Here is a 12,131-nt window from a genome sequence, read left to right on the forward strand (position 1 = left end):
ACCCTCCCTCCCCCGCTCCGGGCCGGTCGGGGCCCTGTTGTCCCCGGGCCGGGCGTCTCAGGCCGCCGCGCCCACCGGAACACCGACCGAACCACTACCCGCCGGGAATCGGCGAGCGGGTGCGGTACGGGCGGGGGCGGCGGCGGGCGGTGTCATCAGGTCCTCCGGAGGTCACCGGTGGTGGCGGTCCTCCGGTGCGGCCGGGGAATCCCGGTCCGGTCGCACCGGACGACCGTCCTGCTCGTGCGCCACCGGGCCGTAGGGCCCGGCTGCACGCTCTCCGATGCCGACCTCTGTCCCGGCCACGGGGCGCAATCCGTGGCTGGTCCCTCGCCGGTCGGCTTCGGAAAGCCAGTCGGGCGATGGCGGTGCGAACACCGCCGTCGCGGATGGTCAATGGTCAGAGAGCCGCCGCGGTCAGGGTCGGTTCCACCTCGGCCCAGGAGGAGCCGAGCTCCGCCGAGCGGGCCACCGCGTCCAGCACCAGCTGGACCTGCAACGCGTCGGCGAAGGAGGGAGTCGGGTCGACACCGGTGGCGACCGCCTCGATGAAATCGCGCATCTCGTGCGTGAACGAGTGCTCGTAGCCGATGATGTGGCCCGGGGGCCACCACGCCGACATGTACGGGTGCTCGCCCTCGGTCACCAGGATGCGGCTGAAGCCCTGCTCCACAGTCGGGCGGGTCGCGTCGTAGAACTCCAGCTCGTTGAGGCGCTCCAGGTCGAAGACCACACTGCCCAGCGAGCCGTTGATCTCGACGCGCAGCGCGTTCTTCCGGCCGGTAGCGAACCGACTCGCCTCGTACGTGGCCAGGGCGCCACCGTCGAGTCGCGCCACGAAGACCGCGGCGTCGTCGACGGTGACCGTCCCGGTGGGCGCCTCGTGGCCGTCCACCGAGGCCGCCAGACCGCTCGACTCGGCGGGCAACGGCCGCTCCTTGACGAAGGTCTCGGTGACCGCGCTGACGCCGCTGATCCGCTGACCCGTGACGAACTGGGTCAGGTCGATGATGTGCGCACCGATGTCACCGAGCGCGCCGGAGCCCGCCCTGTCCTTCTGCAACCGCCAGACCAGCGGGAACTGCGGGTCCACGATCCAGTCCTGCAGGTACGTCGCACGGACGTGTCGAATCACCCCGAGCCGTCCGTCGGCGACCAACTGGCGCATCATCGCGACCGCGGGGACCCGGCGGTAGTTGAACCCGCACATCGACCGCACTCCGGAAGCCCGGGCGACGTCCGCCGCAGCGGTCATCGCCCGTGCCTCCTCCACCGAGTTGGCCAACGGCTTCTCGCACAGAACGTGCTTGCCCGCGGCCAACGCGGCGAGAGCGATCTCGGCGTGACTGTCGCCCGGTGTACAGATGTCGACAACGTCGATGTCATCCCGGTTGATCAGGTCACGCCAGTCGGTGGTGTACGCGTCCCAGCCGAGCGTGTCGGCGGCGTCCGCCACCTTCGCTGTGTCTCGGCCGCAGATCAACGCCATCCGGGCCCGCGTCGGCAGGTCGAACACGCGGTTCACGGTGCGCCACGCCTGTGAGTGCGCGGCGCCCATGAACGCGTAGCCGACCATGCCGACCCGCAGTTCTTTGTCTGTCGTGGACAAGGTGGGTCTCCCCCCGGTATGTCAGAACCCGAGCTTGTCGTAGCTGCTCGCGTTCTCCTTGGTGATCGTCTCCGAGGCCAGGGTCACTTCCTTGGGCACCTGCAGCTCCGTCAGGTCGCCCAGGCCCCGACCCTGCGCGATGAGCCGCGCGAGCGAGACCGCCGAGGAGGCCATCGACGGGTTGTAGGTGACAGTGGCCTTCAGCACGGTGTTGTCGGCCTTGATCGCGTCGATCGCGAGCTTGGAGCCCGCGCCGCCGACCATGAAGAACTCCGACCGGTTGGCCTGCTTGATGGCCGCGAGCACACCGATGCCCTGGTCGTCGTCGTGGTTCCAGACGGCGTCGATCTTCGGCAGCGCCTGGAGCAGCTGGGACGCCTCGCGCTGGCCGCTGTCCGAGGTGAACTCGGCCGAACGACGGTTGCGCACCGTGAACCCGTAGGTCGCCAGGGCGGCCTTGAAGCCTGCGCTGCGCTCGACGGTCAGCGGGATCTCCAGGCCGGCGATCTCACCGATGACCGGGTTGGCGACGCCCTTGTCCTTGAGCATCTTGCCGATGAAGTGACCGGCCGACACGCCCATGCCGTAGTTGTCGCCCTTGATGACCAGCCGCGAGGCCAGCGCGTCGGGGAACGCCCGGTCGAGGTTCACGATCGGGATGCCCGCCTGCATGGCCTGGAGGGCAACGGCGTTGACCTCCTTGCCGTCGTGCGGCAGCACGACGATGATGTCCGGCTTCTGGGCGATCAGGGTGCCGAGCGTGGAGCGCTGGGCCTCGGAGTTCGACCCACCGTCGACCTCCTTGAACTCCACGTCCGAGTAGGCCGCGGCCTGGGCCTTGGCGTTGGCGTGGATCGCGCCCATCCAGCCGTGGTCGGCGGCCGGGGCGGAGAAGCCGATGACGACCTTCTTGCCCGGGGCGTTGTTGCCCTCACTGTTTCCGGCGGCCTTGGTCTGGGTGCTGGCGGCCGGGGTCTCGTTGCTGGTGCAGGCAGTGAGGAGGGTGGCAGCGCCCACTGCGGCTCCACCGAAGAGCAACCGGCGGCGCGACAGGTCGCGACTGTGCTGGGTCATGAATGACCTCCTGGGAGCGGGATTTGACTTATCGAGGGTGTGCGAGGCCCGGCCACCGTCGAACGTTCTCGACGTCGCCAGGACAACGGTGCGGTGCGTCAGGTTGCGGTGGTGACCCTGTTCCGCGCGAGGAGCCGAGTGACGGACTTGAACTGGAACTGCTGGACCAGGACGGCGGCGACGATGATGCCGCCCTTGACCATGTTCTGCGCCTCGATGGAGAGGCCGTTGATGGCGAAGAGGTTCGTGATGGTGGCGAAGATGATGACGCCGAGCAGCGAGCCGACGATCGTGCCCCGGCCGCCGCTGAGCAGCGTCCCGCCGATGATCGCCGCGGCGATCGCGTCCAACTCGTACAGGTTGGCCATCGCCGCCTGCGCCGAGGTGGCCTGCGAGGTGAGCATGATGGCGGCGATACCGCAGCACAGACCGGAGAGCGCGTAGAGCAGCATGGTGTGCCGCCGGACGTTGATGCCGGCGAGCCGGGCCGCCTCCGGGTTACCGCCGACGGCGATGGTCCGCCGGCCGAAGGTCGTGCGGTTGAGCACCACCCAACCGGCCAGCACCACCGCGCCGAGGATGTAGACGAGGATCGGGATACCGATCACCTTGCGCGCGGCGATGTCGTTGATGAAGGTGCTGCTCGACACCTGGGTCTGCTTGTTGGAGATGGAAGCCGCGAGCCCCCGCGCGGCCACCAGCATCGCGAGCGTCGCGATGAAGGGGACCAGCCGCCCGTACGAGATGAGCACACCGTTGACGAGGCCGACGCAGACGCCGACCGCGAGGGCGGTGAAGATCATGCCGGCGGCGCCGTAGCTCTGGGTGGCCACTGTGGTGCACCAGACCCCGGCGAGCGCGACGATCGCGCCGACCGACAGGTCGATGCCACCACCGATGATCACGAAGGTCATCCCGACCGTGACCACGCCGACGACCGAGGCCAACTGGAGAATGGCCAGGACGTTGTTCCAGACCCAGTTCGGGTCGCCGTACAGGTCGGGCTTGGTGACCGCGCCGACCACGATGAGCGCGGCGAGCACCCCGATCAGGCCGAGGTTGCGCTTGGCACCGTCGCCACCGTCACCCCGCCACCAGGAAAGCTTGCCCCCGGATCCTGCTTTGTCGCTGGCCACCGCCGTCTCCGCCGGGTCCACCGGAGGCGACTGCGCCGGAAGCTGCGGGCGCTCCGGTGTCGCGGTGGGAGTGGGAGTCGCGTCGCTCATGCCGGTGCGCCTTCCATCAAGGACCCCGCCATCACGAGGTCAAGCACAGTGTTCTCGTCGAGTTCGCCGGCCGCGGCTTCGCGGACGACACGCCCTTCCCGCATCACCAGCACCCGGTCGGCCAGACCCAGCACCTCGGGCACCTCGCTGGAGACCAGCAGCACCCCCACGCCCTGAGCGGCCAATGCCCGGATTACCTGGTAGAGCTCGGCTCGGGCGCCCACGTCCACGCCTCGGGTCGGCTCGTCGAGAAGCAGCAACTTGGTGCCGCCGAGCAGCCAACGCCCGACCACCACCTTCTGCTGGTTACCGCCGGACAGCGTGCGTACCGGCCGGTCGACGTCCCGGGGCCGCAGCTCCAGGGTCTCCGCGATCCGGTCCGCCTCGGCGCGTTCCTTGGCGGCGTTGGTGAAGCCGAGGCGCGCGTACCGGCCGAAGGTGGCCAGCGTGACGTTGCGGTAGATCGGCTCGCCGAGCAGCAGGGCCTGGCTCTTGCGTTCCTCCGGGGCCATTCCCATGCCGGCGCGAACCGCAGCGCCGACGCCGGGCCGTAGGACCTTTCCGTCCATCTGCACCGTGCCGGCCTCCGGGAGGCGGGCACCGTAGATCGTCTCCAGTAGTTCGGAACGCCCGGAGCCGACCAGACCCGCGATGCCCACGATCTCCCCGGCACGCACGTTCAGCGACACGTCGGCGAACTCGCCGGTGCGGGTCAACCCCTGCACCTGGAGCAGCTCGGCGCCGGCGGGGTCGTCGGTCGGCCGGTCCGGGAAGACGTACTCGATGGTGCGGCCGGTCATCCGGCTCACCAGGTCGCGGGTCGGGGTGTCGCGCGCCGGCAGGTTCGCCGCCGTGGTCCGGCCGTCCTTGAGTACCGTGACCCGGTCGCCGATCTCGCGGATCTCCTCCAGGCGGTGGGAGATGTAGATGACGGCGATGCCCTGCGCGGTCAGCTCCCGGATGATCCGGAACAGGTTGCCGACCTCGTCGTGGGCCAGCACCGCGCTCGGCTCGTCCATGATGATCAGTCGCGCCTCGTGCGACAGCGCCCGCGCCATGCTGACGATCTGCTTGCCGGCCGCCGGCAGGGACCGGACCATCCGATTCGGCGGGATCTCACCGTGGCCGAGCCGGCTGAGGATCTGGCGGGTGTGCCGAGCCATCCGGCCGCGCCGGACGAAACCGAAGTTGCGGTACTCGTGCCCGAGGAACGCGTTCTCCGCTACCGACAGGTCCTCGACGAGGTCGAGCTCCTGGTAGATCGTGGCGATGCCCGCCTTCATGGCGGCCTGCGGGTTGGCGAACGTGGCCGGCTCGCCGCGCCACTCCACCAGCCCGGAATCCGGTTGGTGGACCCCGGCCAGCACCTTGATGAGGGTCGACTTGCCGGCGCCGTTCTGCCCGAGCAGGCAGTGCACCTCGCCGGCACGCACCTCCAGCTGCACGCCGTCGAGCGCGCGTACGCCGGGGAAGGTCTTCACCAGATCGGTGAGGCGCAGGACCACCTCGCCCGCGACGGTGTCGGCGGGAGCCTCGACCAGCGGCGCCTCGGCGACGGCCTCGGCCGACGCGGTGGCGGGGTCATCCTCGGGCAGAGCCACAGTCTCCTCCTCGCTCACGACGGAATCTCGAACAGCTTCATGCGGCTTCCCCGAAGGCGACGTCGCTGGCGAGCACCGCCGCGCCGGTGACACCGGCACGGCCGCCCAGCTCGGACAGGACGACGGGAAGGTTGCCGGTGGCCAGCGGCAGCGACCGCCGATAGACCACACTGCGGATCTCGGCGAGCAGGATGTGGCCCAGCTGCGCCAGCCCTCCACCGATCACGATCATGGACGGGTTGGTGAAGCTGACCAGACCGGCGAGCACTCCGCCGACCCGCCGTCCGCCGTCCCGGATGAGCTGGATGCAGGTCACGTCGCCCTCGACGGCGCCCTCGGCGACGTCGAGCGCGGTGACGACACCCCGCAGCGCCAGCCGCTCGGCCAGCGCCGGCGACGTCCCACTGCGGGCGGCGGCTGCGGCGTCCTTGGCCATCGCGGCGCCGCTGAACAGCGCCTCCAGGCAGCCGACGTTGCCGCAGGAGCACATCGGACCGTGCGAGTCGACCTGGATGTGGCCGATGTCGCCGGCACAGCCGTCGGTGCCCCGATAGACCTCGCCGGTGAGGTAGATGCCGCACCCGATGCCGGTGCCGATCTTCACGAAGAGGAAGTCGTCCACCGAGTGGGCGACCCCGCCGTGCCGCTCGCCGATCGCCATGATGTTGACGTCGTTGTCGACCACCGCCGGGCAGCCGTGCTCCCGGCTGAGCAGCTCACGCACCGGGAATCGGTCCCAGCCCGGCATGATCGGCGGTGAGACCGGCACGCCGTCGCGGAAGCTGACCGGGCCGGGTACGCCGATGCCGACGGCGTCCAGGCGCTCGTACGCGCCGTCGACCCGGGCCTTGTGCAGCAGCTCGTTCACTCGTTGCAGGGTCACCTTCGGGCCGCTGCGGATGTCGGCTGCCTCGGCGTAGTGGGCCACCGGTTCGAGGCGGCCGTTGACCACCTCGACGTCCATCGAACTGGCGCCGAGGTCGACGGCGGCGAAGCGCAGCTTCGGGTTCAGCTCGACGAGAGTCGAGCGACGCCCACCTCGGGACGCGGCCAGCCCGGCCTCGGCGACATAACCCAACGCCACCAGGCGATCCAGCTCAGCAAGCATGCGCGGACGCGGCATCTGGAGCCGGTCGCCCAGCTCGGCCCGGGACACAGCGCCCTCGTCGCGGAGCAGTCGCAACAGGCGCACGTGCAGGGGGTCGACGGTGCGCACCTGGGCCCCCTCTTCATTGGCAGCGTTCACATCGACGCAATGTCGGTGTGTTGTGTCCGACACAGTAAGAGCGTTCGACGCCGCCTGTCCAGAGCTTCAGCCGTTCCGAGACCAACTTTTGTCCGAAAGAACAAAAGCTACTAGTCGATCAAGGAAAGGATCACGGACCGGCCGCGTCCCCTCGCCAACAGTTCCATCGACGGACACGCAAACGCCCCGCCAGCCGATCCTCGGTGGCGGGGCGATTCGCGCGGGGCCGTCAGCGACGGCCGGCAGAATTCCGCTTCTTGCGGAGCTTGCGGTCGTCGCGCAGCTCGACGTACGGCTCGTCGTCAACGTCGTGACCCGCCTCGATGGCGCGGCCCCGCTCCAACTCGGCGTCGAACTCGGCCCCCAGCAGGATCGCGATGTTGCTCAGCCAGAGCCAGACCAGGAAGATGATCACCCCAGCGAGGGTCCCGTACGTCTTGTCGTACGAACTGAAGTTGCTCACGTAGAAGGCGAACAGGCCGGAGATCACCAACCAGATCACCACGGCCAGCACCCCGCCCGGGCTGACCCAGCGGAAGCCGCCGTGCCGCGCGTTCGGTGAGGCCCAGTAGAGGATCGCGAACATCAGGCTGACCAGGATCAGCAGCACCGGCCACTTCGCGATGTCCCACACCGCGACCGCCGTCGAGCCCAACCCGATCACGTCACCGACCGATTCGGCGAGACGCCCGGTGAAGACCACGATCACCGCGCTGACCAACAGCAACACCCCGACCACCGCGGTCACGCCGAGCCGGATCGGGAGCGTCTTCCAGATCGGCCGCCCCTCCGGCACGTCGTAGATGGTGTTCGAGGCGCGCATGAACGCGCCGATGTAGCCAGAGGCGGACCAGAACGCGGCCAACAGACCGATGATCGCCGCGATGCTGGCCAGGCCGCCGTTCTGCTGGGCGGTATCGATCGCACCCTCGATGATCTTCTGGATGCTGTCGTTCGGCACCGCCTGGTTGACGGTGTCCTTGACGCCCTCGGTAGCACTCTTGCCGAGCAGGCCGAGCAGGGAGATCAGCACCAGCAGGCCGGGGAAGATCGACAGCACCCCGTAGTAGGTCAGTGCCGCCGCCCAGTCGGTCAGGCTGTCGTCCTGGAATTCGCGGACCGTCCGGCGCAACGCCGCCTTCCAGCCGCTGCCGGGCAGGTCGGTGGGGCTGTCCGGCCCCGCGTCAGGCCCGACCGGCGCGTTCGCGGGATCATGCTCCCGCTCCCGCTGGGCGGAAGACTCGTCCGAGGCCATCGCCCCTCCTCTTCGTCGGTGGTGTCACCTCCGGACATGCCCCGTGAACGCGCGCACATAACCCCTACTTGTAGAGCAACCTGCCCATCCGTCGAGAGGCCACGTACAGGCCGACCGCCAGCATCGCCAGCAGGTAGAGCACGTCGAGCACCCAGACCCAGCCACCGCCGCCCAGCGCGACCCCACGGATCAGGTGCACCGACCGGTACAGCGGGGTGACCTCGACCAGCCAGTGCAGCAAAGTCGGGTAGGCCTGCGCCGGCACGAAGGTGCCGGAGAAGAGGAAGAGCGTGAACTGTGCGGAGCCCACCAGGTCGAAATCCTGCCAGCTGCGCATGAAGGTGGAGATCGCCATGCCGAGCGCCCCGAACGCGAACCCGACCAGCACCGCAGCCGGTAGGGCGGCCAACGCGCGGCCGACACTGGTCAGGTCCAGCGCGACCATCACCCCGAGGAACGCCACCGAGTAGGCGCTGCCCCGCAGCATCGCCCAGCCCAACTCGCCCACGGCGATCTCGAACGGCCGTACCGGGGTGGCGATCATCCCGTCGTACAGCTTCATGTACTTCATCTTGCCGAAGAAGTTGAAGGTCGTTTCCGAGAGCGCCCCGGTCATGGCAGAGGAGGCGAGCATCGCCGGAGCCACGAACTCGGCGTACGAGACCAGCCGCCCGTCGGGCAGCGGCAGGTCGCCGACCAGCGCGCCGACGCCCACCCCGATGGAGAGCAGGTAGAGCAGCGGCTCCACGAAGCCGGAGAGCAGCAGCAGCCAGTAGACCGACTTCAGCGCCGCGACGTTGCGCCCGACCACCGACGCCGACCGCCGGGACGCGGCGGAGACATCGACCAGCCGGGGCAGGATCAGCGTGACCACGACACCCTCTCTGCTTGCTCTTCGGGTTGCTCGTCAGACGACGAGCTTGCGACGGAACGCGCGCACCGCCAGCAACCAGCCGGCGACCGCCCAGGCGGCCAGGTAGAGCAGGTGCCCGACGGCCGACCACTGTGCGGCGACGCCGAGGGTGGCCGCGCGGCACAGGTCCACGGCGTGCCACAACGGTGTCGCGTACGCCAGCCAGCGCAGCGCCTCGGGCAACGACTCGACCGGGAAGAACACCCCCGCGAAGAGCGTCATCGGGATGACCGCGAACCGGAACAGCATCGCCAGCCAACTGTCGCTCGACACCGACGCCGCGTACGCGAAGGTCGGCGCGGCGACGGCCAGCACGAGCAGGGCGACCACCGGCAGGGTGGCCACCGCCCACGGCGACCGCAACGCCCCGAACAGCCCGGTGACCAGCAGGAACGCCACAATCGTGGTGAGCACCCGGAACAGCACGAACGCCAGGTGCCCGGCCACGATGTCACCCACCCGAAGCGGCGACGCGCCCTGCGCGAAGTAGGTCCTGACCCACTGGAAGTTGCTGAACACCGGCCAGGTCGAGTCACCGACCGTCACCTGGAGCGCGGTCGAGGCGATCAGCCCGGGGACCAACCAGTCGAGGTAACGCACCCCGCCGACACCCTGGTCGATGTAGGCGCCGACGCCCAGCCCGAACCCGACGACGGTCAGCACCGGCAGCAGGAACGACGAGAACACCCCGGCCCGCCAGGTGCGCCGCAGACCCACCAGGTAGTGCTCGAACACCGCGTACGCCGGCACCCAGGGGAACCGCGCCGCTCCCGTCACACTCACCCCGATCACCCCGCCCACCGCGCCGTCCACCACGACCTGTCTACCCAAGGGGTACGACAGACCGCCGGTCACCCTACGACGACCCCGCCGACGTGTCGCTCGGTTTCGCGCGGCCTGGCCCCCGTCGCCCCGGCCCGCCCGTTGATCGACTCGGTTTTCAGGAAGTCGCGGTGTCAGAGCCGCCCCAATGCCCCGACTTCCTGGAAGCCGAGTGGATCTGGACCGGCATGGCCGCTGGTCGGCTCCGCGAGTCCCCTCGGCAGCCGGTCAGGCCGGTCGGTACGCGCGGATCAGCGCCTGCACGGCGTAACCGAGCAGCAGCACTCCCGCGCCGACGCCGACCACCAGCCCGGCCGAGACCCCCGAGGCGAGGCCGGTGACGAGGCCCGCCGCGGCCACCAGGCACAGCGCGACACCGAGCGGGCGGAGCAGTGGATCCCGCAGGAGCGGGGCGAGCGGAAAGAAGTGCAGACCGACCACCAGGCAGACCAGCACCGGAACGTACTCGGACCAGTTGGCGGCGACCAGCACGGCCGCACCCAGCCCGGCGGCGGCGAACTCGGCCAGGACGATGAGCAGGTACGGGCGGTCGGCGGCCCGGTCCCGAGGGCTGGCGGCCCCCCGCAGTCGGGCGGACAGCACACCGCCCAGCGCGGCGGTGAGCAGTGCGACGAGGCTGCCCACCACGAGCAGGGCCCGCATGATCCACTCGAGTCTCAGGAAGTCGGGCTGTCCGCTGCGCCGTATCACCCCGACTTGCAGGAAGCCGAGTGGATCAGTCGACCAGGGTGCGGCCGGTCAGGTGCAGGAAGACATCCTCCAGGCCGCTGCGCCGGACCAGCACGTTCGCCGGCTGAAGCCCCAGCGCGGTGACCTCGGCGACCGCCGCGTCGCCGTCGGGTACGTAGAGCAGGACCCGGTCGGGCAACACCTCGACCCGCTCCCCCAGCCCGTCGAGCTTGCCGGCGAACGGTTCCTGCGACTCGGCGGTGAAGCGCAGCTCGACCACCTCGCGGGTCGAGTGCTGCTCGATCAACGCGCGGGGCGAGCCCTCGGCGACGATCCGGCCGCCGTCCATCACCACCAGCCGGTCACAGAGCTGCTCGGCCTCGTCCATGTAGTGGGTGGTGAGCACCAACGTGACGCCCTGCTGCTTGAGCCGGAACAGCCGCTCCCACACCAGGTGCCGGGCCTGCGGGTCCAGCCCGGTGGTCGGCTCGTCGAGCAGCACGATCTCCGGATCGTTCACCAGCGCTCGGGCGATGGTCAACCGACGCTTCATGCCACCGGACAGCGGCTCGACCTTGCTGTCGGCCCGTTCGGTGAGCTGAACGAAGTCGAGCAGCTCGGCGGCGCGCTCCCGGGCCGCCCGGCGGGAGATGCCGAAGTAGCGGGCGTAGACGGTCAGGTTTTCCCGGACGGTCAGCTCCGGATCGAGATTGTCCAGCTGGGGGCACACCCCGAGGCGCGCCCGGATGGCCGGCCCGTCAGCCACCGGATCCATGTCGAGGATGCGCAGCTCACCCGCGCTGGGTGGGGAGATGCAGCCGACCATCCGCATGGTGGACGACTTGCCCGCACCGTTGGGCCCGAGGAAGCCGAACGCCTCACCCGGGCGAACCTCGACGTCGATGCCGTCCACGGCGGTGAAATCGCCGAACCGCTTCACCAGCCCGCGAGCCTGAATCAGTGGTCGCCCCGAAGTCACCGCCCGACCCTAACCGCCCGGTCCGACACCCCTCCACGCACATATCCGCCGGCGACCGGCCGATCACAGTGACTTCCGTACCACCGACGGCGAAACGCCGATCGATGCCCCACCCGTCAGCCAATCGACGTGTATCGTCCTTCCGTGCCGCCCATCAGCTCGCCCGATGGTTCACAGTCACGTGCCCGACCAGCCAACTCTTCCGTTGACGGGCCCGCAGCGAGCCCCGGCGGGCCACCCCGACCGCGATCTGAAGCCGAGCCGAGCGACCCGAGCGTCGCCGAGCAGGCTACTCGGGACCTGGCCGCCCAGTTCGAGGACGAGAAACCAGGGCGGGTGCTCTCCGGGCCGGCGGGTCTGCTCCTCACCGTGGCGGCGCTGGCGGTCGGCGCTCTCGCCCTGTGGCAGGTGTTCCGCCCCCTGTCGCAGGGCAGCAAGTATTACCTGATCATCTTCCTGGCCGGCGTACTCCCGCTGGTCTTCCTCGCCTACCCGTCCGACCTGCGGCTGCCGGCCCGCCTACGCGCCCGGCGACCACGCGCCGACCGCGCCGAGGCCACCGGGAGCGACAGCGACGGGCGCGTCCCGGCACCCGCGTCGACGCGGCCCACAGTGACCGACTGGGCTCTGAGCGCCCTGGCGGTCGCGGCCTGCCTCTACCCCGTCCTGCCGGCGAGGGACAGGCCGGGGGGGGGCGGCGGCAACGCCGTCGGCGC

The 12,131-nt window shown here is 69.9% G+C and carries 10 protein-coding genes and 1 pseudogene; 1 reads left to right on the top strand and 10 read right to left on the bottom strand.

Translation table 11 applies throughout. The features are described from left to right. Positions 1–400 precede the first annotated feature (400 nt). From AB0B48_RS28060 to AB0B48_RS28105, 10 genes are all read right to left on the bottom strand, one after another. A complete protein-coding gene (locus AB0B48_RS28060) occupies positions 401–1,609 on the bottom strand; it encodes a Gfo/Idh/MocA family oxidoreductase (RefSeq protein ID WP_357206719.1) in 1,209 nt (402 codons plus the stop codon). 21 nt (positions 1,610–1,630) lie between these two features. Continuing rightward, positions 1,631–2,683 (bottom strand): substrate-binding domain-containing protein, encoded by a 1,053-nt coding sequence (locus AB0B48_RS28065; RefSeq protein WP_357206721.1) that lies wholly within the window; start codon positions 2,681–2,683, stop codon positions 1,631–1,633. Positions 2,684–2,781: 98 nt separating this feature from the next. Next, on the bottom strand, positions 2,782–3,909 hold the full coding sequence (locus AB0B48_RS28070) for an ABC transporter permease (protein ID WP_355009798.1): 1,128 nt from the start codon (positions 3,907–3,909) through the stop codon (positions 2,782–2,784). Beyond that, positions 3,906–5,414 (bottom strand): sugar ABC transporter ATP-binding protein, encoded by a 1,509-nt coding sequence (locus tag AB0B48_RS28075; RefSeq protein WP_357206734.1) that lies wholly within the window; start codon positions 5,412–5,414, stop codon positions 3,906–3,908. Before AB0B48_RS28075 ends, AB0B48_RS28070 begins: the two co-directional genes overlap by 4 nt. Positions 5,415–5,547: 133 nt before the next feature. Next, positions 5,548–6,726, bottom strand: a complete 1,179-nt coding sequence (locus AB0B48_RS28080; protein ID WP_357206724.1) for an ROK family protein — start codon at positions 6,724–6,726, stop codon at positions 5,548–5,550. 259 nt (positions 6,727–6,985) lie between these two features. Continuing rightward, a complete protein-coding gene (locus tag AB0B48_RS28085; RefSeq protein WP_357206726.1) occupies positions 6,986–8,011 on the bottom strand; it encodes a YihY/virulence factor BrkB family protein in 1,026 nt (341 codons plus the stop codon). Between the two features lie 64 nt (positions 8,012–8,075). After that, a complete protein-coding gene (locus tag AB0B48_RS28090) occupies positions 8,076–8,885 on the bottom strand; it encodes an ABC transporter permease (RefSeq protein WP_357206728.1) in 810 nt (269 codons plus the stop codon). A gap of 33 nt (positions 8,886–8,918) precedes the next feature. Further along, the gene (locus AB0B48_RS28095) at positions 8,919–9,716 is read right to left on the bottom strand and encodes an ABC transporter permease (RefSeq protein WP_357206736.1); all 798 of its coding nucleotides are present in this window, start codon (positions 9,714–9,716) and stop codon (positions 8,919–8,921) included. A 258-nt stretch (positions 9,717–9,974) separates the two neighbouring features. Further along, entirely contained in the window at positions 9,975–10,409 is a 435-nt protein-coding gene (locus tag AB0B48_RS28100) for a hypothetical protein (protein ID WP_357206730.1), read from the bottom strand. A 73-nt stretch (positions 10,410–10,482) separates the two neighbouring features. After that, the gene (locus AB0B48_RS28105; RefSeq protein WP_357206732.1) at positions 10,483–11,415 is read right to left on the bottom strand and encodes an ATP-binding cassette domain-containing protein; all 933 of its coding nucleotides are present in this window, start codon (positions 11,413–11,415) and stop codon (positions 10,483–10,485) included. A gap of 144 nt (positions 11,416–11,559) precedes the next feature. On the opposite strand from AB0B48_RS28105, the pseudogene AB0B48_RS28110 reads away from it, so the two are divergent. Then, positions 11,560–12,131, top strand: a pseudogene (locus AB0B48_RS28110) (hypothetical protein); the annotation flags it as partial.

The organism is Micromonospora sp. NPDC049089 (genome assembly GCF_040648775.1).
Lineage (GTDB): Bacteria > Actinomycetota > Actinomycetes > Mycobacteriales > Micromonosporaceae > Micromonospora.

Bases quoted from the DNA above. Each gene is read 5' to 3' on its own strand.
- AB0B48_RS28085 (WP_357206726.1), bottom strand. From the start codon at position 8,011: ATGGCCTCGGACGAGTCTTCCGCCCAGCGGGAGCGGGAGCATGATCCC.
- AB0B48_RS28100 (WP_357206730.1), bottom strand. From the start codon at position 10,409: ATGCGGGCCCTGCTCGTGGTGGGCAGCCTCGTCGCACTGCTCACCGCC.
- AB0B48_RS28070 (WP_355009798.1), bottom strand. From the start codon at position 3,909: ATGAGCGACGCGACTCCCACTCCCACCGCGACACCGGAGCGCCCGCAG.
- AB0B48_RS28065 (WP_357206721.1), bottom strand. From the start codon at position 2,683: ATGACCCAGCACAGTCGCGACCTGTCGCGCCGCCGGTTGCTCTTCGGT.